The sequence below is a fragment of the Sulfitobacter sp. LC.270.F.C4 genome (genome assembly GCF_032922545.1).
Taxonomy (GTDB): Bacteria; Pseudomonadota; Alphaproteobacteria; order Rhodobacterales; family Rhodobacteraceae; genus Sulfitobacter; species Sulfitobacter profundi.
Map to the genome: position 1 here is coordinate 606,666 of NZ_CP136692.1, position 23,475 is coordinate 630,140.

Sequence of the window (23,475 nt, forward strand, 5' to 3'; positions counted from 1 at the left end):
TGTTGCGCAGCGGTATTTGAAAAAGGATGAAGATAGGGGGGGTGCGGCCGGTAGGGGCGGCCGCACCTTGGGGTGAGGTTAGTCGTCTTGGGTGATTTCGCCGGTGGAGGCGTCAATCAGCACCTCGCGTTCGCCTGTCGCATCGGTCAGTTCGACCTCATAGACCATGCGGTCATCTTCATCGTCGAGCGAGAGTTCCTCGATCCTCGTGCCGTCTTGGCCTTCGAGTTCGGCCAGCGCTTTCATCAGCACATCGCGGGAGGTGCCAGCGGCGCGCAGTTCATCTTCTTGGAAGAGGCCGCTGAGGAAGCTGGTGAGCTGTTCTTCGGATTGCGAGATCACCTCGCCGGTGGCGGCGTTGACGGTGATTTCGTAGACAGCCTCGCCGCGGACAAGGTCAATTTCATAGACCAGCGCATCGCCTTCGGTTTCGATCTCGGCTTCCAGCACGCCGCCGTCGATGCTGCTTTGCGCGGCTTTGATGGCTTGGGACATGCTGACGCGCTCGGCCTCTGGGGCGGTTTCTTGGGCAAAGAGCGCAGTGGGGGCGATCAGGAGCGATGCGGCGAGGGCGGTGAACTTATGTGGCATGGGAAACCTCATGAAATGTGTTGCGGTTTGCCGGCCCCAATTAGGGGACGGCGTTCGCGGTTCAACGCTTGGCAAAGCGGGGTGTTCCATGGGGCAGGGAGGCCTGCGTTAATCCGCGAAGAGGTTGTCGCTCTGGGCGATTGCGCGGGCCTTGTCCTCGCTCACGTTGAGAAAACGCGCGAGGGCTGCGGCGTTCGTTTCGGTGTCGGCGTATTCAGAGAGGCGCGTATAATTTTCAAACTGCGCGTCACGGATCTGGTCGACCTCATGCAGCATGTTCCCCCGGATTGTAGGCAGCAGGCGCGAGAGGTTTTCCTGCGAGGTCTGTTCCCCGGTCAGGCCGATGCGCAGGGCGTGGCCGGTGAGATAGGCATCTGTCAGCTTGCATTCGACTTCGAGCATGCGCACCTGTGCGCGATCTGAGGCGAAATCGCGCAGCAGGTCGAGGTTGGATGTATCAATGCAGACGATCAGCCGCCTGCTGTCGTAGTAGTCATAAAGCATCCGCATCAAGGCGCGCCGGTGGCGGGTGCGTTTTTCCAGCGAGGTTTGAATGCCGCCGAGATCGGGCAGGGGGGTGTCTTCTTCGTTGAAGAGGAAGTCCACCGCCGGGAGGCCGGTTTCCTGACGTATTCGACCGACGAGCCGTTTGGCGACATGCCATTTCTTGGCGAGGATGATCAGCAATTCACGCTCGCGGCCAAGGCTGGCTTCGGTCTCCCAAAAGCGGGGGGCGAAGCGGCGGCCGATGCGGCCCCTTGCGGTGAGGAAGTCGAATAGGCTGCGGCCTTCGTCGCTGATCTGAAATTGCACGCCTTGGGCGGCATAGAGCAGGCCGAGGCGGCGTTTGAGGTCCAGCGCTTCGGGGCTGATTTTGCGCGCGAAGAGGTGGTTTTGACCGAGCAGCAGATCGTAGTGATCGTTGTAGAATGTGACCGGCATGCCGTAGTCGGAGAACAGCAGGAAGGTCAGGCTGCGGTTGGAGATTCCGGCCTCGGGGACCAGATGGCGCACGAGGGTTTGAAAGAAGGTCTCATCCGGGATCCATGTGCTGCGGAAAAAGCGCATCACGTCGCTGCGGCGATGGGTGAATGCCATCAGCGCCTCGATGGTGCGGCGGCGCAGGCACCACCATTGGCTGCCGATTTGCACCTGAAGGTCGGCGGGGATTTTGCGGGTGAGGCCAAGGCGTTTCTGGGCCTCGAACATCGCGTAGAACCGCTTGCGCTGTGTGCGCTCGTTGAACCAGTGGCGATAGATCAGCCGCTCTTCTTTCCAGCCGGTCTTGATCCAATCGCTGTCGAAATAATCCACGCTTTCGATGAAGTCGGTGTCATTCTCATCAAGAAACTGATGCGCGTATTCTGCCGATTTGATCGCCATGCAATCGCCGGACATCAGGTAGAAATGCGTGGCGCGGGGGAAGCTTTGCAGTGCGGCGGTGAGCGTATCCAGCGTGGCCTGCACCAAAGACCATTCACCCCAGCCGCAGCGGGTGCGTTTGCGCGGGAAGGTGACGCTGGGGTTGTCGCCAAGGGCGGCGGTGATCTGGGCGTAATCCTCGGCACTGGCGGAAGCGTCAAAGTGGATCGCCATATAGTCGCCCACGGCGGTCAGCCGCTCGGCCTGCCGGATAACAGCCTCCGGATCCTTGTGGCACAGCAGGATATAGGCAATTTTCGCCATGCAGGATACCGAATGTCCTTGTCGCGGCCCGCTTGCATCGGCCTTTTGTCGTGGATCACTTACCTAGTTAATCGTGAAGACCGATTGAATAAACAGCATTTCTTTGCTTTTTTGCGCGAAGGCCAGATTGTTGCTTAAAACAGTCAGCGCCAGCAGGAGGCGAGTGAGCATGGGTTTTCCCGGAACATGGATGACGGAGAGCGAGAGCATGGTGTACCGGGTGGTGCCCAAATGCGCCTGTTCGACCATCGGGCAGATCATGTTTTATTCCGATCATGGCGAATTCTTTGACGGCGACATCCATGATGCCAAGGCAGGCATCCACAAATGGGCCTTGGATGCATCGCAGGGGCCGATCACCGATAATGTGACGGCGCGCAAGTCCTATGCCTTTACCTGCGTGCGCAATCCCTACACGCGGGTCCTGTCGTCCTTTTTTGACAAGATTTGCGGCATCCAACGCAATGGGCGGCGGTATCGCGGCAATCTGGTGCCGCTGTTGGTTCAGAAATACGGGATCGATGTGGGCGGCGATGATGGCAAACAGGAGTTTGACCAGATCGCGAGTTTCCGGCGTTTCTTGCTGTTTGCGCGTGATACCATTCGTTGGCGGCGGCCGATGGACCCGGACATTCACTGGTCTGCGGTGTCGGGGCACGTCAGCACCTTCATCATCAACGGTGGCACCTACGATAATATCTTTTGGACCGAGCAGTTTAACGACGGCATGCAGCAGGTGCTCGATGCCGTGGACACGCCGCATCGGGTTGATCTGGCGGCGATCCCCCGGTTCAACGAAAGCGAGGGCCACGGGCCCAAGCGGGCGCATCCGGTCGAGGATTACTTTGACGATCTGTCGATGCATCTGATGCGCGAGATCTATAAGCGCGACTTCGATTTGTTCAAATATGACTTCGACGATCCGGGGAACAAGCTGCCCGTGGGTGAGATTGATCTTGATGAGGTGCACGCCAAACTGGGTGACTGAGCGGCTGCATCTTGCACCGGGGCGGGGGGCGCTCTACATGCTTTGGCATGTCACAGGTCAAATCCAGCTCCAAATCCGATCCGAACTACAAGGTGATCGCCGAAAACCGCCGCGCGCGGTTTGATTACGCTATCGAAGAAGACATCGAATGCGGCATCATCCTTGAAGGGTCCGAGGTGAAATCTTTGCGCGAAGGCGGGGCGAATATCGCCGAGAGTTACGCCGCCGTGGAGGATGGCGAGCTGTGGTTGGTGAACTCTTACGTGGCGCCCTATAAGCAGGCCAAGACCTTTCAGCATGAGGAACGCCGCCGCCGTAAGCTGCTAGTCAGCCGCAAGCAATTGGCCGACCTGTGGAACGCGACGCAGCGCAAGGGGATGACGCTGGTGCCGCTGGTGATGTATTTCAACCATCGCGGTATGGCGAAGATCAAGATCGGTGTGGCCAAGGGTAAGAAGCTGCATGACAAGCGCGAGACGGCGGCGAAACGTGATTGGTCGCGGCAGAAGCAGCGGTTGTTGAAGGATCACGGCTGATACGCACGGCAGGCCCGGAATCAAGCCGCAGGCGCCGGGCCATCGCCTGCCCGTACCGGCGGGCTGGCGATTTGGTGAGGCGGGCGCCTCCTTGACGGCACACATCAAAGCTGAACCATAAAATGGTGCCAACAGCCCGTAGCATCGCCACCCCACGGGCAGGCGATGGCCCTCCTTACACCTCTCAAACCCCCTTCCACTTGCCAGCATCCCCTACCGGTTATAGTCAAGGGCAACGCCCGCGACGAAGGAGGCCCCGATGGCCGACGATCCCAAGACATTGGTTTCAACCGACTGGTTGGCTCAGCACCTGAAAGACCCTGACCTGCGCATCCTTGATGCCTCGTGGTATCTGCCCGACGCCGGGCGCGATCCGAAGGCCGAGTATGACGCCGCCCATATTCCCGGCGCGCGGTTCTTTGACATTGATGACATCTCTGACGCGCGGTCGGACCTGCCGCATATGGCCCCCCCGATCGAGAAATTCATGTCGCGCCTGCGCGCGATGGGCGTGGGTGATGGGCATCAGGTGGTGGTCTATGACGGCGCCGGGCTGATGTCGGCGGCGCGTGTCTGGTGGCTGTTCCGCCTGATGGGGCAGGAGAATGTCGCCGTGCTCGATGGTGGTCTGCCCAAATGGCAGGCCGAGGGGCGCGAAACCGAAGATATGCCGCCCGTGCCGCGCGACCGCCACATGACCGTGCGCTTTCAGAACCAGTTGGTGCGCGATGTGACGCAGGTCGCCCATGCCTCGAAACTCGGCGATCCGCAGATCGTGGACGCCCGCGCAGCCGCCCGCTTCCGCGGCGATGCGCCAGAGCCACGCGAAGGGCTGCGCGCAGGCCATATTCCCGGCGCACGCAATGTGCCCTTCACCGAATTGCTCAACGACGACAAAACGATGAAGACCCCCGAACAGACCCGCGCCATTTTCGAGGCGGCGGGCGTGGACCTTGCCAAACCCGTCATCACCTCTTGCGGGTCGGGCATCACCGCCGCCGTGCTGGCGCTGGCGCTGGAGCGGGTGGGTCACCGCAAATGGTCGCTCTATGATGGCTCATGGGCTGAGTGGGGCATGTTCCCCACCGTGCCCGTCGCCACCGGCGCGGCTTAACCCTTTTTAGTTACCTTCCAACCGGAGAACCCCATGTTCGAGACGCTCAAGGCGCAACCCGCTGACAAGATCCTCGCCCTTGTACAGGCCTACCGCGAAGACCCGCGTGACACGAAGATCGACCTCGGCGTCGGCGTTTACAAAGACGCCAGCGGCAACACCCCGGTGATGCGCGCCGTCAAAGCCGCCGAGCAGCGCATCTGGGAAAACCAAGACACCAAGGTCTACACCGGTTTGGCTGGTGATCCGGCCTATACCAACGCGATGGCCGCGCTTGTGCTGGGCGATGCCGTGCCGCGCGGTGCGATCGCCGCCGCCGCCACCCCCGGCGGGACCGGCGCGGTGCGTCAGGCGTTTGAACTGGTGCGCATGGCCAACCCCGAAGCGCGCGTTTTCGTGTCTGACCCGACATGGCCGAACCACCTGTCGATCCTGTCCTATCTGGGCATGGAAGTGGTGAATTACCGCTATTTCGACAGTGAAACCGGCGGCGTGAACTTCGATGGGATGATCGAAGATCTCAAAACCGCCAAAAAGGGCGATGTGGTGCTGCTGCATGGCTGCTGCCACAACCCAACCGGCGCGAACCTTAACAGCAGTGAATGGGACGCGGTGATCGAAGTGCTGCAAAGCACCGGTGCCGTGCCGATGATCGACATCGCCTATCAGGGCTTTGGCGACGGGCTGGAAGCCGATGCCGCCGCGACCCGCAAAGTGGCGTCTTCGGTGCCCGAATGCCTGATCGCGGCAAGCTGTTCCAAGAACTTCGGTATCTACCAAGAGCGGACCGGCATCCTGATGCTGGTCGCTTCTGAGGCGGCCCAAGGGCTGAACCAAGCCACCTTGGCCTTTCTCAACCGCCAGAACTACAGCTTCCCGCCCGACCACGGCGCGCGGATCGTTTCGACCATCCTGACCGATGACGCGCTCAAGGCCGACTGGCAGGCCGAGTTGGAAGACGTGCGCAACGCCATGCTTGCCCTGCGTGAGCAGCTCGCCGGTGAATTGCAGCGCCTGTCCGGGTCGGACCGCTTTGGGTTCCTCGCCCAGCACCGGGGCATGTTCTCGCGCCTTGGCACCACCCCGGACAAGGTCGAAGCGCTGCGCGAAAAGCATGGCATCTACATGGTTGGTGACAGCCGTATGAACATCGCAGGGTTGAACCAAAACAGCGTGCCAATTCTGGCCCGCGCGATCATCGACGTAGGCATCTAACGCTATTTCGGGCCGCGCCTGCCGCGGCCCGAACATCCTGCCGACCCAAGCGTTGATAACATAACTGGGCACTATGCCCCCGTAATGTCTACATTAAAACAGAACTTGGTCCGATTGCCCGGATTGAGTACCTTGAGCGAAAACTTAAGGTCAGGCAAATTTTAGAATCAATTTTTCAATGCATTCGGTTGGATGTTGGCATGCCAGCCGTACAGCTCGTGATTGTGACGGCATCGGTTGTCACCGTCTTGGGCTATTGGGTGCGTGGCCACAGCAGTCTGCCCGGCAAACATTGGTTCTTGCTGGCGATCTTGGCCATGGACATGTGGCTTCTTTCAGTCGGGGTCGAGCTTTCGGCCACCACGGCGGCCTGTGCCTTTGGGGTTAGTCGTTGGGCATGGATCGGCTTTGTGCTGCTGCCGACCTTCTGGGCCTTTTTCCTCTACGAATATGCACTCGGGGCCAAGGTGCCGCGGTATCTGGTGCCGATCTGCGCCGGGGTTGCGCCGGCGCTGATCACTCTCGCGGCAGTGACAAGCGGCTGGCATGAGAAATTCTACGGGCCGGAAACCAAGTGGATTTTGAGCGAAGAGGGGGCCTACGTCCAATCTGACCATGGCCCGCTCTTTTTCATCGCGATTGCCTATCTTTACATGGTCATCGTGGCTGCGGCGGTGGTGGCGGGCCGTGCCGTACGGACGGCCAACCCCGCGGTGCGCAGCTTTTTCCTAAAGCTCTTCGCCGCGACGCTGATCCCCATGGTGGCCAATTTGGGCTATATTCTGGGCGGGATCACGCTGTTTCACACCGATCCGACGCCCTTTTCCTTTGCGCTTTCGCTGACGCTGGTGGTTTGGCTGGTGGCTGACAACCGCTGGATCGATGTCAACGCGATCGCGCGGGAGCTGTTGTTCTACAACAGCACCGACCCGGTATTCGTGGTCGACCCATCAGGGGTTGCGATTGAGACGAACCCGGCTGCGGCCGACCTGTTGCGCCGCGGCGCAGAGCCCGAAGCACCGCTGAGCGAGTTCGGAGAGCTGGGGCCGGTCATTCGCCATCTCGCGGCCCACGGTAGCCTGCCGGACGTGACCGATATCCAGTTGGGCCACCGCCATTTCGCCGTACGCGCTCATGCGATTTCCTTGGGTGTCGGGCAAAAACAGGTCGGTTGGGCGGTGGCGCTCTTGGATGTGACGGTGCAAAAGATCGCCGCTCAGAAAGCGATCGCCGCCGAGCAGATGCAGATGCAGTTCCTTGCCACGGTGAGCCATGAGTTGCGGACCCCACTGACGGTGATCAACGGCGCGCTTGGCCTGCTGTCACAGGGCGGCGCAAAGCTGAACGATGCGCAAAAGGCACGTTTGCTTGGAAAGGCCACAGACGGTTCCGAGACGCTGACGACGCTGGTTAACGATCTGATCGACACCCAAAGCCTGAGCAGTGCGGCGTTCAGCATTGACCTTCAATCTGTTGCACTTGGCCCGCTGGTTCAGGGCGCTGTGGCGCGCGCGGAAAGCCTGCAACCCGACAAGGATATCCGTTTCACCTGCGCGTTGTCTGATGACCCCCTGATCGTGGAGGCGGATGCCGAGAGGTTGGGTCAGGTCTTTGGCAATGTGCTTTCGAACGCGGTGAAGTTCTCTTTGCCAGGCGGACTGGTGGAAGTCAGTCTTGAGCACGCCGAAGGCATGGCGCTGGTGCAGGTAAGCGATAGCGGCTGCGGCATTCCTCCGGGGGCGGAAGAGCAGGTCTTTGCCCGTTTCTCGCAGCTTGACGGCTCCGACACGAAAACTGCCTATGGCAGCGGTCTGGGGATGCATATCACGCGGCAAATTCTGGACCGGCACGGCGGCAGTATCCGCTATGTCAGCGCGCCGGGTGTCGGCACGACCTTTACGATTTCTTTACCCTTGGTGGCCTAACGCAAACCGCCCGGCCATTGCTGGCCGGGCGGTCAATTGCTTGGCGATGTGGCTAGGGCTTAGCCCTTGGCGAACTCAGGATAGGCTTCCATCCCCAGTTCGGACATGTCCAAACCGGTGATCTCGGCTTCTTCGCTGACGCGGATGCCACCGGCAGCTTTCAGGATCAGCCAGACAACGAAGCTGACGACGAAGACAAAGAGGCCAACCGCGGCAAAGCCGATGATCTGTGTGACGAAAGATGTGCCCTCGGTATAGACTGGCACAACCAGCGTGCCCCAGAAGCCAGCGATCAGGTGAACCGGGATCGCGCCGACCACGTCATCGATCTTGAACTTGTCGAGCATGGGCACGGTGAAGACCACGATGACACCACCCACGGCACCGATCCAAAGCGCGCCGAACAATGTCGGGTCAAGCGGCCCGGCAGTGATCGAGACGAGGCCCGCCAGCGCGCCGTTCAGCACCATGGTCAGGTCGACCTTTTTGTACATCACCTGTGTCAGGATCAGCGCAGCAACAGCACCGGCGGCAGCGGCCATATTGGTGTTGGCAAAGATCTGCGCCACGGCGTCGACATCTTCGATTGTGCCCATGGCAAGCTGCGACGCACCGTTAAAGCCGAACCAGCCCATCCACAGGATGAACGTGCCCAAAGTGGCGAGCGCAAGGTTGGAACCCGGCATCGGCACAACGCGGCCATCTTTGCCGTATTTGCCCAAGCGCGGCCCCAGTACGATGGCACCAGCGAGGGCGGCAAAGCCACCAGCGGCGTGCACAAGGGTCGACCCGGCAAAGTCGCTAAAGCCCATTGCGGAAAGGAAACCGCCGCCCCACTGCCAAGATGCTTCGATCGGGTAGATGAAGCCGGTCAGCACGACCACGAAGATCAGGAAGGGCCAGAGTTTGATCCGCTCGGCCAGCGCGCCGGACACGATGGAGGCGGTGGTGGCGCAGAACATCAACTGAAAGAAGAAGTCGGAAGCGTTGGAATAGCCGCCTGCGTCAATCTCGGTCTTGATGTCTTTGGTGGCGAAGGTGCCAAAGACGCCTTCCATGATCCAATTGCCGTCACCGGGGTACATGATGTTGTAGCCCACCAGCCAATACATGACCGCCGCAATGGCAAAGAGGCCCATGTTCTTGGTCAACTGCGTTGTGACGTTCTTGGAGCGGACAAGTCCGGCTTCCAGCATGGCGAAACCCGCCGCCATCCAAAAGACGAGGAAACCGCCGATCAGGAAAAGCAGGGTGTTGAAGATGAAGGTCGTATCCGCCAGCGTCGCGTATTCCGCGTCCTGTGCCAGCGCCAGCCCGGGCAGGGCGATGACCGCCGCTGCGAGGGGAAGTATTAAGGTGGGTTTCATATGGTCGTTTCCTGTCTGCGGGTCCGAATGCGTGCTTACCGAAGCGGGCGGCTGCCCGTGCAGCATGAGAAAACCGGATATCGGGCGCTCTTGGACAGGTTTGCTTGCCATATTTGCGCCATTGCTTGGCAGTGCTGCCTAAAAAGCGGGCGCCGGCTGGAATCTGCCTATAAATTAATCAGACATTTGACGCCGATTGGACCTTGCAGCGCTAAACAAACCGCTGCAGTCAGGCTAAAGTGGCGAAAAATAGGGCCGAGCAGGCGATTTTATGACTGACAAGAACAAGCGCAAACGCCCTCTGGTCGCCGACAGGCGGTATCCGGGCAAGGCCAAACCCAAGCCCAAGACCTCTGCGCGGGCCAAACCGGCCACGCGCAAGGCAGCACCGGCCCGCCGCAAGGCCGCGCGCACCAAACGCCCTCGGCGCGGGGGAATCATTGGTTTCTTTGCTGGCTTGGCCCGTTGGATTTGGCGTTTGATCTGGACGATCACATGGCGCGTGAGCCTTGTGGCCTTCCTCGTTCTCGCCTTGGCTGTCGGCTATATCTATACCACCATTCCGCCGCTCGAAGCGCTGTTGGATGGCCGCGCGCGCGGCTCTGTCACCATGCTCGACCGGGAGGGAGAGGTCTTTGCCTGGCGCGGCGACCAGTTTGGCGGCGTGGTCTCGGCAGACTCGGTGTCCAAACATCTGCGAAACGCGGTCATCGCCACCGAAGACAAGCGATTCTACAACCATCTCGGGGTCAGCCCCCGGGGCATCGCCTCGGCGGTGCGGATCAACCTAAGCGAGGGCCGCGGCCCTCTTTCCGGCCATGGCGGGTCGACCATCACCCAGCAGACGGCCAAACTGCTTTGTCTGGGCGAGCCCTATGACCCCAGCAGCGGCATGACGGAAAAGGAATATGAGGCGGAATGCCGTCGCTCTTCCTTGGGCCGCAAAGCCAAAGAAGCGCTTTTTGCCGTCGCAATGGAGATTAAATACTCCAAGAGCGACATCCTTTCGATCTATCTGAACCGTGCCTACATGGGCGGCGGTGCCTTTGGCGCAGAGGCCGCGGCGCAGCGATTCTTTGGCAAGCCCGCCGCGGCGCTTTCGCCGTCTGAGGGCGCGATGCTGGCCGGTCTTTTGACCGCGCCCACAACCCTATCGCCCACCAACAATCTGGATCGCTCGCAAAGCCGTGCCGCCACGGTGATCCGCCTGATGGAAGATCAGGGCTATCTGACCGCAGCCGAGGCTGACGAAGCCATCGCCAATCCCGCGCAACTGTCCGAGGCGGCAGAGGCCGAGGCGGGCGGCTATTTCGCCGATTGGGTCATGTCCTCGGGGCCGGAGTTCTTTACCCGCAACACCACCGAAGATGTCATCATCAAAACTACCCTCGACCAGCGCATCCAGCGCGCGGCAGAGGAGGGGCTGAAATGGGTCTTTGAAAACAAGGTGCGCGACACCTCCAAAGCGCAGGCGGCCATCGTGGTGATGTCTTCTGATGGGGCGGTGCGGGCGCTGGTCGGCGGGCGCAAGACTAAGGTCGCGGGCGCGTTCAACCGTGCCACGCAGGCGATGCGCCAGACCGGGTCGGCGTTCAAACCCTTCATCTATGCCGCGGCGCTTGATCTGGGCTATTCGCCCGAAGACATCATCGTGGACGAACCCTACTGCCTGAACATCCCCGGTTCGGGTGAGTGGTGCCCCAAGAACTACACCAAGAACTTCAAAGGCCCGGTCTCCCTGACAGACGCGCTGAAAAACTCGTTGAATATCCCGGCGGTCAAAGTCTCGGAAAGCGTAGGCCGCGAGACGGTGAGTGCGGTCGCCACGCAGTTCGGCATCAAAAGCGATCTGGCCGCAGGCCCGGCGCTGGCACTTGGCGCATCGGAAAGCACCCTGCTCGAGATGACGGGCGCCTACGCGGGCATCCTGAACGGCGGCTCTTCGGTGACCCCCTACGGGCTGGTCGATCTGCGCCTCTTGGGCGAGACGGAGGCGCTGATGGGCACCGGCGGCGGTATCAACGAACGGGTCATCCAAGAAGATGCCGCGCGCCAGTTGGTCTATATGATGGAGAAGGTGATCTCGGAGGGAACCGGCCAGCGCGCCCAGTTTGGCGACCGTCAACTGGCAGGCAAGACCGGCACCACCTCGGCCAACAAAGACGCTTGGTTCGTCGGCTTTTCGGCGGATTATGTGGCCGGGGTCTGGATGGGCTATGATGACAACACGCCGCTCACCGGGGTCACAGGCGGTGGCCTGCCCGCAGAGATTTGGCGCGAAACCATGAGCCGCGTGCATGATGGGCTGCCCCTCAAGGAGTTGCCGATGCAGGCGCCCGCCCCGCCCAGCAACCTGAGCGAAGCGCAGCCCGAACCGCAGCCACAGCCGCAGCAACCGCAGGGCGGGGGCAATCAGGGGGGTGGCGGCGCGGACAATGTGATCGACCGCGTTCTGCGTGACATCTTTGGCGGCGGCAGCAGCGGCAGTGGCGCCAGCGCGCCTGCACCCAGTTTCCTCGACCGCTAAGGCGGTCGGGGCGGCGGCCCGAGAAAAAAATGGCACTGGGTTATCAAAATCATTATCAATTCCCCATAAGCGGGAAGCGTGTCGGGTTCTGTGTGGGCAGCTTCGAAAGGGATTGATGCAAAGCGATGTGGTGAACAGGGGGCTGTCCGAACTGCGTCGCGTGCGCGGGCGCAGCCGTGGGCTTTATTGGGCTGTGGCCTTGTTCAGCCTATTCGCCAATATGCTCATGCTTACCGGCCCGCTGTATATGTTGCAGGTCTATGACCGGGTGCTCGGCTCCGGCTCCGAAGAGACGCTGATCGCCCTCTCGGTTCTTGTGGTCTTTCTCTATGCGGTGATGGGGCTCTTGGATTACACGCGCGGCCGGATCATGGCGCGGGTGGGCGCGCGGTTTCAATCCGATCTCGACCGGCGGGTGTTCGACGCGGTGGTGCGCAAATCCGCCGTGGCCCCGGATGTGAAGACCAACGCGGGCCTTGCCGATCTTGAAGCCGTGCAACGGCTGATGACATCGCCAGTTCTGATGGCCGCCTTCGATGCACCTTGGACGCCGATCTTTTTCGCGGCGATCTTTCTGTTCCACCCGATGCTGGGGTGGCTGGCGGTGAGCGGCGCGGCGGTGCTGGTGGTGATCACCATTGCCAACCAGTTGCTGTCGCGCGAAAGCCAAGCGCGTGCAAACCTCTCGGGGCAGGCAGCGAACGCAATGTCGGACCAGATCAGGGTCGAGGCTGAGATGGTGCAGGCGATGGGGATGCGTGACGCGGCATTCTCGCGCTGGCAACAGGCCCGTGGTCAGGCGTTGGAGCAGCAGGTCAAATCGACCGACGTGGGCGGCACGTTCACCGCGATGACCAAGACGCTGCGGTTGTTTCTGCAGTCCGCCATGCTGGGGCTCGGCGCGTGGTTGGTCTTGAAAAACCAGATGACGCCGGGCGCGATGATCGCAGGCTCGATCCTGCTGGGCCGGGCGCTGGCGCCGGTCGAACTGGCATTGAACCAATGGCCGGTGGTGCAGCGGGGGCGGTCCGGTTGGGCCAATCTGGCGCAGCTTCTCGGCGCCGTGAGCGAAGAACCCCCGCGCACCGCGCTGCCGCAGCCCAAAGCGCGGCTGGTCGCCAAGGCGCTGACCGTCGTGGCACCGGGCGAGAAACAGGCAGCGCTCAAGTCGATCAATTTTACCGTCGAGCCGGGGCAGGCGGTGGGCGTGATCGGCCCGTCGGGGGCGGGGAAGTCGACATTGGCGCGCACCCTCACCGGGGTCTGGCCGCCTGCGGGCGGGTCGATCCGGCTGGATGGGGCCGCCCTTGAGCATTACGGGAGCGAAACCTTGGGGCGGCATATCGGATACCTGCCGCAGCGCGTCCAATTGTTCGATGGCACCATCGCCGAGAATATCGCCCGGCTGTCCCCCGACCCCGACGATGCCAAAGTGATCAAGGCCGCCAAATTGGCGGCGGCGCATGAGATGATCCTCGAATTCCCCCAAGGCTATGACACGCCCATTCGCGCGGGGCAGGTGCGGCTTTCTGGCGGACAGATGCAGCGCATCGGGCTGGCACGGGCGCTTTATGATGACCCGGTGATCGTGGTGCTGGATGAGCCGAATTCGAACCTCGACAATACCGGTTCTCAGGCGTTGAACCACGCAATCCGGCAGATGAAGGCGAGCGGGCGGTCGGTGCTGATCATGGCACATCGCCCAGCGGCCATTCAGGAATGTGACACGCTGCTGGTTCTCGATAACGGCATCCGCAAAGCCTTTGGTCCCAAGGATGAGGTGCTTGCCGGGATGGTGCAAAACCACCGCGAGATTCAGCAGGCCCCCCCGCGGTCGGGGGGCGTGGTATGACCGATCACGGCGACAAACGCTGGTCGGCAACCCGGCCCCTGATCCTTGGGTTCTTCGGGCTGATCTTGCTTTTCGGCGGTTTTGGGACTTGGGCCGTGACCAGCCAAATCGCCGGGGCGGTGGTGGCTTCGGGCCGGATCGAAGTCGACCGCAACCGGCAGATCGTCCAGCATGAAACCGGTGGTGTGGTGGCCGAAATCTTTGTGGATGAGGGCGACAGTGTCGCCGCCGGTGACGCTTTGCTGCGTCTGGATGCAGAGCAGCTGACCTCGCAATTGGCCATCGTCGAGGGCCAGCTTTATGAGCTTATGGCCCGCCGCAGCCGTCTGGAAGCGCAGCGCGATGAAGTCGAGGCGGTCACCTTTGACGAAGAGTTGCGAACCGCCGCCTCCGAAAATCCCGATGTGCAGGAACTGGTGGACGGCCAGCGCAACCTGTTTGACGCGCGCCGCGTCAGCGTGGCCCAAGAGCTTGAGCAATTGGGCAAACGCCGGGCGCAGATCAACGCGCAAATTCGCGGGGTCGATGCGCAAGAGGCCGCGCTATCGCGCCAGTTGGAGCTGATCGAAGAGGAGTTGGGTAATCAGCAGTCGCTGCTGGACCGTGGCCTGACGCAGGCCTCTGCCGTCTTGACGCTGATGCGCGAGCAGGCCCGTCTGCGCGGCCAGATCGGCGAGTTGTCGGCGCAAAAGGCGCAATCCCAAGAGCGGGTGACAGAGATTGACATCGAGCGGCTGAAACTGCGCTCCGCCGGGCGGGAAGAGGCGATCACCCAGTTGCGCGACCTGCGCTACCGCGAGTTGGAGATGGCCGAACAGCGCCGCGCGCTCAGGGCCGAGATTGACCGGCTTGATATTCGCGCGCCGGTGTCGGGGGTGATCTATGGGATGCAGATCCAAACCCCGCGGTCGGTCGTGCGCGCGGCGGAGCCGTTGATGTACCTCGTCCCCCAAGATCGCCCGCTGGTCATCGCCGCGCGGGTCCAGACCATCCACATCGATCAGGTCGCCGTGGGCCAAGAGGTCAATCTGCGTCTTTCGGCGTTGAACCAGCGCACCACGCCGGAACTGGTGGGCAAGGTCTTGCAGGTCTCTGCCGATTCCATTGACGACGACGCGACCGGGCAAACCTATTACCGGGCCGAGATTGCGCTTAACCCCGGCGAGATCGACAAGCTGGAAGAGGGCACGATCTTGCTGCCCGGCATGCCGGTTGAGGCGTTTATCCGCACCGGCGAACGCTCTCCGATGGCCTATCTGTTGAAACCTATGGCCGACTATTTTGCGCGCGCGTTCCGCGAAAGCTGATGCGCGGCGCCGGGCGGGCGGCAAAGGGGCTTTTCCTCGGGGCGGAGGGCGGTTAGCGTCCGCTTGAACCCGCAACCAAAGGAAGCCCGTCATGTCCCTGACCGCCCGCCTTGCCGATCTCGGCATCACCCTGCCCGACGCGCCCGCACCGGCCGCGAACTATGTGCCCTTTGTGGTCACCGGCAATACCGTCTATGTTTCGGGCCAAATCTCCAACGGGCCGGATGGGTTGATCACCGGGCGTTTGGGCGACGGTATGGATGTCGACGCCGGGGCCGCCGCCGCGCGCAGCTGTGCGCTGAGCCTTTTGGCGCAGGTCCGCGCTGCTTGCGGAGGCGATCTGGACCGTCTCAAACGGGTTGTGAAACTGACGGGCTTCGTGAACTCAACCGCCGATTTCACTGACCAGCCCAAGGTCATCAACGGGGCCTCCGACTTCATGGTCGAGGCTTTGGGCGACGCGGGCCGCCACGCCCGCTCGGCGGTCTCTGCCGCATCACTGCCACTGGGTGTCGCCGTCGAAATCGAAGGCATTTTTGAGATCGAATGACCCTTCCCGCCGCCTTTCTGGACATTCCGCTGGCGCATCGCGCGCTGCATGATCTCTCTGCCGGGCGGCCCGAGAACAGCCGCGCCGCCGTGCGGGCGGCTGTCGATGCAGGTGTCGGCATCGAGATTGATGTACAACTCAGCGCCGATAACAAGGCGATGGTGTTCCATGACTATGCTTTGGAGCGGCTGACACCAGAGCGCGGCGCGGTCCGGCTGCGTGAGGCCAGCGCCCTTGCCGCCATCCCGCTAAAGGGCGGCGACGAGGGGATCCCAACGCTTGAGGAAATCCTCGACCTCATCGCTGGGCGCGTGCCGCTTTTGGTGGAGTTCAAGGATCAAGACGGCGCCATGGGGCCGAACGGGGGCCCGCTTGAGACCGCCGCCGCCGAACTGCTTGGCCGCTACCGGGGCGATTTGGCGGTCATGTCGTTCAATCCGCATTCGGTCCGCGCACTTGCCCATCTTTTGCCCGACGTGCCACGCGGTCTGACCACCAGCGCCTACCGCCCCGATGAATGGCCGCTGCCCGCAGCCACCTGCGATCGGCTGCGGGGCATACCCGACTATGCCGACACCGGCTCCTGTTTCATCAGCCATGAGGCCGATGACCTGAACCGCCCGCGTGTGGCTGAGCTAAAGGCCGAAGGGGCGGCGGTGCTCTGTTGGACGATCCGCAGCCAAGCTGAGGAAGACATCGCGCGTCAGGTGGCGCAGAACGTGACCTTTGAGGGGTATCTGCCGCGTCCGCGCTCTTGATCTGCGAGGCCGAGGCCACACATAGGACGCAAGACAGGCAAGGCTCAGATGAACGCGCAGGAAATCGAGATTACCGTGGTGCCAGAACTGGCACAGATCGGCCAAAAGGACTGGGACGCCTGCGCCTGTCCCGAGGCCGCGGGCGGGGGCCGTCCGCGTGACCCGTTCACGACCTATCGTTTCCTGTCGGCGCTAGAGCAGAGCGGATCGGTCGGCCCCGGCACGGGCTGGCAGCCGCAGTATCTGGCCGCGCGGATTGCGGGCCAAGTGATCGCCGTGGCGCCGATGTATGCCAAATCGCACAGCCAAGGCGAATATATCTTCGACCACAACTGGGCCCATGCCTATGAGCGCGCGGGCGGGCGGTATTACCCCAAACTGCAGATCGCCGTGCCCCACACCCCCGCCACCGGGCGGCGCTTTTTGGTGCGGCCCGAGTTTGAAGAGGCGGGCACCGCCGCGCTGGTTCAAGGCGCGGTGCAGCTGACCGATAATAACGCGCTGTCGTCGCTCCATGTGACCTTTTGCACCGAGCAGGAGGTCGCCCGGGCCGAAGCACTGGGCCTGATGAGCCGCAAAAGCCAGCAGTTTCACTGGCACAACCGCGACTATGCGGATTTCGACGGTTTCCTCGCCAGCCTGTCTTCGCGCAAGCGCAAGAACATCCGCAAAGAACGCGCACAGGCGCAGGATTTTGGCGGCACGATCCACACCTTCACCGGCGACCAGATCGCGCCCGAGCATTGGGATGCCTTTTGGCAGTTCTACCAAGACACCGGCGCGCGGAAATGGGGTTCGCCTTATCTCACGCGGGAATTCTTTGACCACGCGCAAGAAAACCTGCGCGACGATATCGCGCTGGTGCTGGCCGAACGTGACGGGCGTTGGGTTGCCGGGGCGCTGAACTTCATCGGGGCAGAAACGCTCTTTGGCCGCTACTGGGGCTGTACCGAACACCACCCCTTTCTGCATTTCGAACTGTGCTATTATCGCGCCATGGATTTCGCCATCGCCTATGGGCTTTCCCGTGTCGAGGCGGGTGCGCAGGGCGAACACAAGCTCGCACGCGGCTATCTGCCGTCACCCACATGGTCGCTGCATTGGATGCGCGATCCGGGCTTTGCCTCTGCCGTGGGGGAGTATCTGCAGGCCGAACGCGACGCCGTGGACGAAGAGATTAGCGTGCTGACCGACTACGGCCCCTTTAAAAAGACGACGATCGAGGAACAAGAATGACCGAGAGATTAAGCATCGAGACCCGTAAGACGCTGCTGCAACCGCTGTTCAATACCGGCTGGGAAATGGTCGAAAGCCGGGATGCGATCCACAAGACGTTCAAGTTCAAGGATTTCGCCGACGCCTTTGGCTGGATGACAAGGGTGGCTATTTGGGCGGAAAAGTGGAATCACCATCCCGAATGGAGCAATGTTTACAACCGCGTGGAGGTGACGTTGATCACCCATGACGTGGATGGGCTAAGCTCGCTCGACGCGAAATTGGCGCGCAAGATGGATGGTCTCTTTGGGGCCGGGAAAGACTGACGGAGAGACCGGATGCAAGATTTGTTTGAAACGGAACTGTGGCAGGGCAAGACGATTGCCGATCTGCTGACACTGGAGTTTCTTGCCAGCGCGGCAGGCTCGGTGATCGGCGCGATTGTGATCCTGTTGCTGGGGTGGGTCATCTCAAGTTGGCTGCAACACCGTGTCGAAAACCTTGGTAAGCGGAACAAGCACCTCGACGAGATGCTGTTCGAATTTCTGGCTTCCATCGTGCGCTATGTGGTGCTGGGCTTTACCGTTTTGTTCGTGCTCAACACTTTCGGGGTCAAGACGACCTCGGTCGTGGCGGTTATCGGTGCGGCGGGTCTGGCGATTGGTCTGGCCCTGCAGGGCACCCTGTCGAACGTGGCCGCCGGGGTCATGCTTATCCTCTTTCGCCCGATCAAGATCGGCGATTTCGTTGTGATCGCGGGCGAGATGGGCACGGTCAAACAGATCAACCTGAACTACACCGTGCTGGCCGACCTCAGCAATGTGCAGGTCATCGTGCCGAACTCTGAGGTTTGGGGCAATGTCATCACCAACTATTCCGTCAACCCGACCCGCCGCGCGGAATGGACCTTTGGCGTGGGCTATGGCGCGAACCTCAAGACCGCCGAAGAGATCATTCGCAGCACGATCATGGCGGATGAACGCGCCCATGCCGATCCTGAGCCCTTCATTCAGGTGAACAATCTCAACGACAGTTCGGTCGATTTCCTTGTGCGGGTCTGGTGCAGCGCGGGGGATTATTTTGCCTTCAAGGCCGATATGACCCGCAAGGTCAAAGAGGCGTTGGATGAAGGCGGGGTGGATATTCCGTTCCCCACACGCACCATCGTGCAGGCTGCGGAATAGGCCTTCGCGTCTGTGGCCCTTCACGGGGCACCCCCATCAGTAAAACGCCCGGCCAATCTGGCCGGGCGTTCGCATTTTACATATTGTCCAGCAGTGCTTCGCCGCCGGAAATCTCGCAGGTGCCGGGGCTTTCCTCGGGCTGCCACAGTGTCACCTTGCCGTCTTCGACGAGCATCGCATAGCGTTTGGACCGGCTGACCAGCCCGGCACCTTCGGCGTCGAACTCCATGCCGATGGCGCGGGTGAATGCGCTGCTGGCGTCGGCCAACATGGTGATCCCGGCCTCACTCGCGCCGGTCGCTTCGCCCCACGCTTTCATCACGAAAGGGTCGTTGCAGGAGACGCAGATCACCTCATCCACGCCTTTGGCGTCGAACTGATCTTTGGTGCGCACGAAGCTCGGCACATGGGCAGAGTGGCAGGTGGGCGTGAACGCACCCGGCACGGCAAAGATCACCACTTTGCGGCCCTTGAGCTTGTCGGCCATCTGTACCGGCTCGGGCCCATCCGCGCCCATCTGAACCAGTTTCGCGTCCGGCAGCGTCGAACCTTGAGAAATCGTCATGGGATAGCCTCTCCTGTCATTGCGGTTGTCTTGGGGCCAGATATAGGCTTTGACCGCGACTGAGACCAGATCAATCGGGGGTAGGCAAATGCAGCATGTGGTGGTGATCGGAGCCGGGCAGGCGGGGGCCTCTTGCGTGGCCAAACTGCGCAATGGCGGGTTCGAGGGCAAGATCACCCTGATCGGGGCCGAGCCTTGCCCGCCCTACCAACGGCCACCGCTGTCCAAAGGGTATCTGCTGGGCGATATGACACTGGAGCGGCTGTTTCTGCGGCCCGAGGCCTTCTATGCCGACCAAGGGATCGCGCTCAAGACCGATTGCCGCGTTACCGCGCTTGACCCCGAGGCGCGTGTTCTGAGCACGACCGAGGGCGAGGTCGCGTATGACGAACTGGTGCTCGCTACCGGCTCCCTCCCGCGTCGGCTGCCAGCGGCGATCGGCGGCGATCTGGATGGCGTCTTTACCGTGCGTGATCTGGCGGATGTGGATGCCATGGCGCCGCGTTTCGTGAAGGGCGCGAAGGTTCTGATCGTCGGCGGTGGCTACATCGGGCTGGAAGCCGCGGCTGTCGCGGCCAAGCTGGGGCTAGAGGTCACGCTGGTGGAAATGGCCGACCGCATCCTGCAGCGCGTCGCAGCGCCCGAGACCAGTGATTATTTCCGCGCCCTGCATGAAGGCCACGGCGTGACCCTGCGCGAAGGCGTGGGGCTGGAGCGGCTCTTGGGCGAAGGCCACGTCACCGGCGCACGGCTGAGCGATGGGACAGAGATTGCCGCCGATTTCGTCATCACCGGCGTGGGCATCGAGCCCGACATCGCGTTGGCCAAAGCAGCAGGGATCGAGATCGACAACGGCATCAAGGTCGACGCGCAGGGCCGCACGAGTGTGCCGGGCATCTGGGCGGCGGGGGATTGCACCTCTTTCCCCTATCGCGGCGGGCGTATCCGGTTGGAAAGCGTGCCCAATGCCATCGATCAGGCCGAGGTGGTCGCTGAAAATATCCTCGGCGCGGGTAAGGAATACATCGCCAAACCGTGGTTCTGGTCGGACCAATATGACGTGAAACTGCAAATCGCCGGGCTGAACGCAGGCTATGACCGCGTGATCACCCGCCTTGGCCAAGGCAGCGCGTCGTTCTGGTACTACCTTGGCGAAACGTTGCTGGCCGTCGATGCCGCGAACGATCCGCGCGGCTATATGGTGGGCAAACGGCTGATCGAAGCGGGAAAATCGCCAGACCCGGCTTTGGTCGCGGACTCTCAGACAGACCTAAAGGCATTGCTGAAACCATGAGGATTATCGCTGGGAAATACCGTGGCCGACCGCTTGCCGCGCTTGGCAAGGGCGACGCCGGGGCGCATCTGCGACCGACCTCCGACCGGGTGCGCGAGAGCCTTTTTTCGATGTTGACCCATCACGATGTGATCGAGGGCGCGCAGGTGTTGGACCTGTTCGCAGGCACCGGCGCGCTTGGGTTCGAGGCCCTGTCGCGCGGTGCTGTGTCGGTCTGCTTTGTTGAGAATGGCCGGACAGGCCAGCAGTTGATCGGGGAGAATGTGCGCAAACTGGAGGCGGAGGCGGAAACGCGGCTGCTGCGCAATGACGCGACGCGGCTGGGGCCATGCGCACAGGACCCTTTCGATCTGGTCTTCCTTGACCCGCCCTATGGCAAATCCTTGGGGCAAAAGGCGCTTGTTGCGGCAGCCGAAGGCGGCTGGCTTGCACCCGGCGCGATGATCGTTTGGGAGGAAAGCGCACCCATGCACGCGCCCGTGGGATTCGCCCGGATCGACACGCGCAAATACGGCGATACCCATGTGACGCTGCTGCAAAGGGCTGCAAGCTAACGGCTTTTTGCCGAGCGCTATCCCCTCTCAGGTTGATCCTTGTCTTTTCCGACAGAATAAGTCACCTATTGCCCGAAGGCCCGGCGCGCCCTGCGTCGGGACCAAGGTGATTTTCAAGGAAGGACATTCGATGCGCCTCAAAGCGACCACGGCCATTGCGCTGATCACATGCGCCGCCGCTCCGGCATTTGCACAAGACAAGGCCGAGGTGCTTGGCACCTATGCCAACATCGCGCAGGCGGGCTACGAAGACAGCCTGACCACCGCGCAGACGCTGCAAACCGCCGTCGAGATGCTGATCGCCACCCCCTCGGCCGAAGCGCTTCAGGCTGCGAAAACCGCATGGCTGGCCGCCCGCGTGCCCTACCAGCAGACCGAGGTCTTCCGCTTTGGCAACGCCATCGTCGATGACTGGGAAGGCAAGGTAAACGCTTGGCCGCTGGACGAAGGTCTGATCGACTATGTCGACGCCTCCTATGGCGGCGAGACGGATGAAAACCAATTGGCGGTTCTGAACGTCATCGCCAACCCGACCTTCACGCTGGGCGGGGAAGAGGTGGACGCCACCGAGATCACGCCTGCGCTCCTCGAAGGGCAGTTGCACGAGGCGGGCGCGGTTGAGGCCAATGTCGCCACCGGCTACCACGCCATCGAATTCCTGCTCTGGGGCCAAGACCTGAACGGGACTGAGCATGGCGCGGGCAACCGCCCTTGGACCGACTACGCGACCGGCGAAGACTGCACCGGCGACAACTGTGACCGCCGTGGGCAATACCTGAAAGCCGCGACCGATCTGCTGGTCAGAGATCTGGAATGGATGGCCGCTCAATGGGCCGAAGGCGGTGAGGCACGCGCCGCCGTGCTGGCAGACGAAGACGCCGGGATCGACGCGATCCTGACTGGCATGGGCTCGCTCTCCTACGGTGAGCAGGCGGGTGAGCGGATGAAGCTGGGCGTCATGCTCAACGACCCCGAAGAAGAGCACGACTGCTTCTCCGACAACACACACAACAGCCACTATTACGACGGTTTGGGCGTGCGGAACGTCTATCTGGGCGAATACCTGCGCGTCGATGGCCGCGTGGTTTCCGGCGCATCGCTGTCTGACCTCGTGGCCAGCGCCGATGCCACCGTCGACGAAGACCTGCGCGCCAAGCTGAACGCCTCCATGGTGGAACTGGGCCAGATCAAAACCGCCGCCGAAGCGGGTTTCAGCTATGACATGATGCTTGAGCGCGGCAATGCCGAAGGCGAAGCGCTGATCATGGGCGCGGTCGATGCGCTGGTAAACCAGACCCGCGCCATCGAGCGTGCCGTGACCGTTTTGGGCGGTGATGAAATCGCTTTCGAAGGGTCCGACAGCCTTGATGCGCCGGACGCGGTTTTCCAGTAATCCTAACCCTTCCTCTGGGCCGCTGCGGCGGCCCGGGGCCAGCCAAGGAATACGCAAAACCATGATTGTTTGTCACTGTCAGAACATCACCGATCGCGATATCAACAATGCCATCGACTGGATGCGCGCCTCTGATGCGCGCACGGTCATTACTGCGGGCAAAATCTACCGTGCCTTGGGCAAAGCAGCCGATTGTGGCGGTTGCATGCCTCTGTTCTTGTCTACCATGCGCGGAAATGGCAACTTTTCCGTGCCTGTGCTGACAACCACTCTAAGTCAGGCAAAACCAAACAAGGAGACAGGTTCATGAAGGGCGACGACAAGGTCATCGAATATCTCAACGCGGCATTGCGCAGCGAATTGACAGCCGTGAGCCAGTACTGGCTGCATTACCGGCTGCAAGAAGACTGGGGCTATGGTCGGCTTGCCGATAAATCGCGCGAGGAAAGCATCGAAGAGATGAACCACGCCGACAAGCTGATCGAACGGATCATCTTCCTTGAAGGGCACCCCAACCTGCAAAAGCTGGACGCGCTGCGCATCGGTGAAACGGTCAAGGAATGTCTTGAGTCCGATCTGGCCGCCGAACATGAGGCCCGCACCCTGTACATTGAGGCGCGCAATCACTGCGATCAGGTGGGCGATTACGTCTCAAAGAACCTGTTCGAGGAATTGATTGCCGACGAGGAAGGGCATATCGACTTCCTCGAAACTCAATTGTCGCTTCAGGCCGAACTGGGCGAGGCCGTCTATGGCCAGCTTCAAGCCAAGCCGACAGACGACAGCAAGTAACTTCGACTGGCAGGCCCGGTTTTGGGCCTGCCGCTATCCAAGGCATTCCCCATGCGATTCCT

The 23,475-nt window shown here is 61.6% G+C and carries 23 protein-coding genes; 18 read left to right on the top strand and 5 right to left on the bottom strand.

Annotation, left to right across the window (positions count from 1 at the left end):
* Positions 1-78: 78 nt before the first annotated feature.
* The 3 genes from R1T45_RS06760 to R1T45_RS06770 form a co-directional block, all read right to left on the bottom strand.
* Positions 79-591: a PepSY domain-containing protein gene (locus R1T45_RS06760; protein ID WP_317390462.1), complete on the bottom strand. Its 513-nt coding sequence runs from the start codon at positions 589-591 to the stop codon at positions 79-81.
* A 108-nt stretch (positions 592-699) separates the two neighbouring features.
* Positions 700-2,277: a DUF5928 domain-containing protein gene (locus tag R1T45_RS06765; RefSeq protein WP_120349953.1), complete on the bottom strand. Its 1,578-nt coding sequence runs from the start codon at positions 2,275-2,277 to the stop codon at positions 700-702.
* Between the two features lie 63 nt (positions 2,278-2,340).
* Positions 2,341-2,538, bottom strand: a complete 198-nt coding sequence (locus tag R1T45_RS06770; protein WP_260012847.1) for a hypothetical protein — start codon at positions 2,536-2,538, stop codon at positions 2,341-2,343.
* Here R1T45_RS06770 and R1T45_RS06775 point away from each other — a divergent pair.
* The 5 genes from R1T45_RS06775 (at position 2,447) to R1T45_RS06795 (ending at position 8,055) form a co-directional block, all read left to right on the top strand.
* On the top strand, positions 2,447-3,265 hold the full coding sequence (locus tag R1T45_RS06775) for a sulfotransferase family protein (RefSeq protein WP_317390463.1): 819 nt from the start codon (positions 2,447-2,449) through the stop codon (positions 3,263-3,265). The two genes, R1T45_RS06770 and R1T45_RS06775, sit on opposite strands and share 92 nt — an antisense overlap.
* Positions 3,266-3,312: 47 nt before the next feature.
* Positions 3,313-3,801: an SsrA-binding protein SmpB gene (gene smpB, locus R1T45_RS06780; RefSeq protein WP_067266812.1), complete on the top strand. Its 489-nt coding sequence runs from the start codon at positions 3,313-3,315 to the stop codon at positions 3,799-3,801.
* A 259-nt stretch (positions 3,802-4,060) separates the two neighbouring features.
* On the top strand, positions 4,061-4,915 hold the full coding sequence (gene sseA, locus R1T45_RS06785; protein ID WP_067622460.1) for a 3-mercaptopyruvate sulfurtransferase: 855 nt from the start codon (positions 4,061-4,063) through the stop codon (positions 4,913-4,915).
* Between the two features lie 33 nt (positions 4,916-4,948).
* On the top strand, positions 4,949-6,130 hold the full coding sequence (locus R1T45_RS06790) for an amino acid aminotransferase (protein ID WP_317390464.1): 1,182 nt from the start codon (positions 4,949-4,951) through the stop codon (positions 6,128-6,130).
* 200 nt (positions 6,131-6,330) lie between these two features.
* The gene (locus tag R1T45_RS06795) at positions 6,331-8,055 is read left to right on the top strand and encodes a histidine kinase N-terminal 7TM domain-containing protein (RefSeq protein WP_317390465.1); all 1,725 of its coding nucleotides are present in this window, start codon (positions 6,331-6,333) and stop codon (positions 8,053-8,055) included.
* A 59-nt stretch (positions 8,056-8,114) separates the two neighbouring features.
* Here the strand turns inward: R1T45_RS06795 and amt are convergent, their stop codons facing one another.
* Positions 8,115-9,422 carry an ammonium transporter gene (amt, locus tag R1T45_RS06800; protein WP_132444080.1) on the bottom strand — a complete coding sequence of 436 codons (1,308 nt, stop codon included), beginning with the start codon at positions 9,420-9,422 and terminating at the stop codon, positions 8,115-8,117.
* Between the two features lie 271 nt (positions 9,423-9,693).
* On the opposite strand from amt, the gene R1T45_RS06805 reads away from it, so the two are divergent.
* The 8 genes from R1T45_RS06805 (at position 9,694) to R1T45_RS06840 (ending at position 18,815) form a co-directional block, all read left to right on the top strand.
* On the top strand, positions 9,694-11,949 hold the full coding sequence (locus R1T45_RS06805) for a PBP1A family penicillin-binding protein (RefSeq protein WP_317390466.1): 2,256 nt from the start codon (positions 9,694-9,696) through the stop codon (positions 11,947-11,949).
* A 115-nt stretch (positions 11,950-12,064) separates the two neighbouring features.
* Complete coding sequence (locus R1T45_RS06810) at positions 12,065-13,801, top strand: type I secretion system permease/ATPase (RefSeq protein ID WP_317390467.1); 1,737 nt, start codon at positions 12,065-12,067, stop codon at positions 13,799-13,801.
* Positions 13,798-15,108, top strand: coding sequence for an HlyD family type I secretion periplasmic adaptor subunit (locus R1T45_RS06815; RefSeq protein ID WP_317390468.1), 1,311 nt, complete (start codon positions 13,798-13,800; stop codon positions 15,106-15,108). Before R1T45_RS06810 ends, R1T45_RS06815 begins: the two co-directional genes overlap by 4 nt.
* Positions 15,109-15,199: 91 nt before the next feature.
* Positions 15,200-15,658, top strand: a complete 459-nt coding sequence (locus tag R1T45_RS06820; RefSeq protein ID WP_067628947.1) for a RidA family protein — start codon at positions 15,200-15,202, stop codon at positions 15,656-15,658.
* Entirely contained in the window at positions 15,655-16,416 is a 762-nt protein-coding gene (locus tag R1T45_RS06825) for a glycerophosphodiester phosphodiesterase family protein (protein ID WP_120349961.1), read from the top strand. Before R1T45_RS06820 ends, R1T45_RS06825 begins: the two co-directional genes overlap by 4 nt.
* Before the next feature lie 48 nt (positions 16,417-16,464).
* Positions 16,465-17,652 carry a GNAT family N-acetyltransferase gene (locus R1T45_RS06830; protein ID WP_317390469.1) on the top strand — a complete coding sequence of 396 codons (1,188 nt, stop codon included), beginning with the start codon at positions 16,465-16,467 and terminating at the stop codon, positions 17,650-17,652.
* The gene (locus tag R1T45_RS06835) at positions 17,649-17,957 is read left to right on the top strand and encodes a 4a-hydroxytetrahydrobiopterin dehydratase (protein ID WP_067628953.1); all 309 of its coding nucleotides are present in this window, start codon (positions 17,649-17,651) and stop codon (positions 17,955-17,957) included. The genes R1T45_RS06830 and R1T45_RS06835 overlap by 4 nt, the downstream gene beginning before the upstream one ends.
* A gap of 12 nt (positions 17,958-17,969) precedes the next feature.
* Positions 17,970-18,815: a mechanosensitive ion channel family protein gene (locus tag R1T45_RS06840; RefSeq protein ID WP_132444086.1), complete on the top strand. Its 846-nt coding sequence runs from the start codon at positions 17,970-17,972 to the stop codon at positions 18,813-18,815.
* A gap of 76 nt (positions 18,816-18,891) precedes the next feature.
* On the opposite strand, the gene R1T45_RS06845 is transcribed toward R1T45_RS06840, so the two are convergent.
* Positions 18,892-19,380, bottom strand: a complete 489-nt coding sequence (locus R1T45_RS06845) for a peroxiredoxin (RefSeq protein WP_132444087.1) — start codon at positions 19,378-19,380, stop codon at positions 18,892-18,894.
* Between the two features lie 88 nt (positions 19,381-19,468).
* Here R1T45_RS06845 and R1T45_RS06850 point away from each other — a divergent pair, with 88 nt between their 5' ends.
* From R1T45_RS06850 to bfr, 5 genes are all read left to right on the top strand, one after another.
* Positions 19,469-20,674: an FAD/NAD(P)-binding oxidoreductase gene (locus tag R1T45_RS06850; RefSeq protein ID WP_317390470.1), complete on the top strand. Its 1,206-nt coding sequence runs from the start codon at positions 19,469-19,471 to the stop codon at positions 20,672-20,674.
* Positions 20,671-21,228 (top strand): 16S rRNA (guanine(966)-N(2))-methyltransferase RsmD, encoded by a 558-nt coding sequence (gene rsmD, locus R1T45_RS06855; protein WP_317390471.1) that lies wholly within the window; start codon positions 20,671-20,673, stop codon positions 21,226-21,228. The genes R1T45_RS06850 and rsmD overlap by 4 nt, the downstream gene beginning before the upstream one ends.
* A gap of 130 nt (positions 21,229-21,358) precedes the next feature.
* Positions 21,359-22,621 carry an imelysin family protein gene (locus tag R1T45_RS06860; RefSeq protein ID WP_317390472.1) on the top strand — a complete coding sequence of 421 codons (1,263 nt, stop codon included), beginning with the start codon at positions 21,359-21,361 and terminating at the stop codon, positions 22,619-22,621.
* Between the two features lie 61 nt (positions 22,622-22,682).
* The gene (locus R1T45_RS06865; protein ID WP_067628965.1) at positions 22,683-22,931 is read left to right on the top strand and encodes a bacterioferritin-associated ferredoxin; all 249 of its coding nucleotides are present in this window, start codon (positions 22,683-22,685) and stop codon (positions 22,929-22,931) included.
* The gene (gene bfr / locus R1T45_RS06870) at positions 22,928-23,413 is read left to right on the top strand and encodes a bacterioferritin (RefSeq protein WP_067628967.1); all 486 of its coding nucleotides are present in this window, start codon (positions 22,928-22,930) and stop codon (positions 23,411-23,413) included. Before R1T45_RS06865 ends, bfr begins: the two co-directional genes overlap by 4 nt.
* The last annotated feature ends 62 nt before the right edge of the window (positions 23,414-23,475 follow it).